General features: G+C 64.1%; 1 protein-coding gene. It reads right to left on the bottom strand.

Annotated elements, in window-relative coordinates; translation table 11 throughout:
- Positions 1-103 precede the first annotated feature (103 nt).
- On the bottom strand, positions 104-2781 hold a 2678-nt coding region (locus HQL63_16195), incomplete at its 5' end, for an SPOR domain-containing protein (GenBank protein MBF0178363.1).

Below are 2781 nucleotides of genomic sequence, written 5' to 3'. Positions count from 1 at the left end.
AGGGCGCTGCCCTGGACTAAGCCAGGGAGCCAGCCCCCTGGACCCCGATTCGTTATCCATCCAATTCGTTATCCTCTGCGTTGCCGAGCGATGATCCATGGCCCTACCACGCTCCCTGTCGCAGGACCATCCCGGCGATGCCGGTACGCTCCCTGATCTCCTGCAACGCCTGCTCGGCCACTTCACGCTGGGGGAAAGGTCCGGTACGCACGCGGTACCAGGTGGCGCCGCCAACCTCGGCCATCTGCCGGGAAAAGGCCATACCGGGCAAACCACCTATTTTCTGGTGCAGGGACTCCTCCATCCCTCGGGCCTTCTCCTCGGTGCGATGGGCCGCAAGTTGCACGAAGAAAACACCCTCTTCATGGGCTTCCGGCATGGCCCCGGCATCGGGAGGGCCGGACGCCGAAACGGGCAAGGCCGCCATCACGACCCTTTTGGGAGAGCCGGGCGCCGGGACGGGCAAAGCCGCCATCACGACCCCCTTTTTGGCACGATCCGGGGCGCCGCGTTCCTGGACTTCGCGCAGACGTCTTTCCAGATCGTTGACCCTTGCCAGGGCGACATGGGCTGCATCCAGGCGGGTTTCCAACTCCTGGATGCGTTTCTGTTGCGCACGGTTGTCGGCCACCTGTTTTTCCAGCTCGGCAAGGCGATTCTTGTCCGCCTCCCAGGCCTGGAGTTTCTCTTCCAGGGCGGCGAGGCGCACCATTTGCCCTTTGACCTCCTGGAGCTGTTTTTCCAACAAATCGGCGCGGGTGCGCTCCTGTTCGACTTCGTGGGTTTTCGCTTCCAGTTCCGTGCGCAACGCGGCGACGGTCACACCATCCCCATCGCGGACGGGCACCCCGCGCACCGCTCCCTCCGCTGCCATGCGCGTCAGATGCCCGATGGCCGTCTGGGCCACCTGGGCATATTTCTCCGCCACCTGACTCACCCCTTGCCGGGCCGCTGCGTTGCCTGGATCCAGGCGCAGCGCCTCCTGATAGCGGCCCAGGGCCTGATCACCGGAGGTGGCCATCATACGCATGGCCTGCATGTCGCGGTCGGCAAGGGCCAACAGGGCAACCACTTTGCCCGGGTCTTCCGGGACACTGGTCACTGCCGCAACGGCGCGCAGGGGGTCATCCTGTCCAGGTGTGTCCACCTCTTTGCTGGCTGGTGTCCGGGCAAGCATGACCTCACCCTCGGCGATGCTCTGCTGTCGGGAACGATTTTTGGCATCATCCGTGTGGACCGCCCACCCCAGCACCGAAGCCCCAACCGCACCCCCGACAACTAATAGAAGGACGGACATGCGGGACAAAAGACGAAAAAATCCGGTTCGTCCGCCACGGAGGGGCCGATCGTTTTGCAGATCCGGCTCCACCACCAGATGGGAAAACGGATCATGCCGGGGAGCGTGATCCCACATCGGGTTGCGAGCGATCTCTGTTGCGGAACGATCCCTGGGCAAAAAATCGGGACGGGCCGGATGGGGTGGGTTCGGTACAGCCTTGACCACGGCGTCCCGAATCGGAATGGGCGGACTCGTTGCGACGCCGACACCCCCCTCCCGAAGAGATTCGGGCGGATGGGGCGCAACGCCGACACCCCCCTCCCGAAGAGATTCGGGCGGATGGGGCGCAACGCCGACCCCCCCCTCCCGCGCCGACTCGGATGATTGAGTTGCAACGCTGGCTGCCCTCTCCGGAATTTGGTCGGATGGATCGGGCACCGCTTTGGCAAGCGGCTCCCGGGCTGGAACGGGCGATTCGGTGCTGATCCTGGGGATCATGACCGGGGCAAAGGCGGCCATGAAATCTCCTGCGCTGGCAAAACGCTGTTCGGGTTGCCAGTGCAAGGCCCGGGCAAAAACCCGGATCCGGGATTCATTCAGGGGGGGAGGCGCACCAAAACCCGGGGTGACCCCGTTGTTGAGGCGAATGTGCGCCTCGGTCAAAGTCGCCAGCAGCCCGAGACCGGAGAGGGCTCCGTTGTCATGGGGCGTCGCCAGTGTGGCGATCTGGGCGGAGGTGAAGGGAACCCGACCGGTCACCAACTCGTACAGCATGACACCCAGGGCAAAAACGTCCGCCGCCGGGCCAGGTTCACCGCCAACCAGTCGCACACCGTTTCTCTGGACGTACAGTGCTGCCCGTGGGACAGACTCCCCGGGGGCGTGCTCCAGGAGAAACTGTTCCGGTGCGGTGTAGGGATGACTTTTTTCCAAAAAGGGGATGGGGAGTTCGCCACCCAGGCGATGGACCAGGTCGCGGATGGCATAGGCCATGCCAAAATCCACCAGGCACACCCCCCCTGTCGGGGAGAGGATGACATTTTGCGGCTTGAGGGCGCGATGGCTCAGGGTGGCGGCGTGGGCAAAATCCAGAATGGCCGCTACCTTTTGCCCAATGGCGAGGGCCTCGCCCCAGGCAACCCTTCCCCCTGGACGTTCGAGGCGGTACTGCTCCAGATTGATGCCGGGCGCATGCAGGCGCACCCAAAAATGGCGCTGCCGTTCCCGGTCGAACACATGCCCGCGCAAGGCCGCGATCCGGTCATGCCGCAGGGCCTGACAGCCGTGAAACGCACGCTTGAATCGGGTGAAAAAGGCATCCGTATCCCGGACCAGAGTCTCGGGGAGCGGCTTCAAAACAACCAGGGCATCGTCGGTCCGATCCTGGGCCAAAAACAGATCCCCGGAAGGTCCACTTTCCAACCGGCGCTGGATCGTGAACGTCTCATTGTCCAGGGCAGCGCCCTGGTGGGGTTCGGGGCGAAGCCCTGACAAAGGCTTTC

It is taken from the genome of Magnetococcales bacterium, from assembly GCA_015231175.1.
GTDB lineage: Bacteria > Pseudomonadota > Magnetococcia > Magnetococcales > DC0425bin3 > HA3dbin3.
This window is presented reverse-complemented; position numbering and strand designations above follow the sequence as displayed.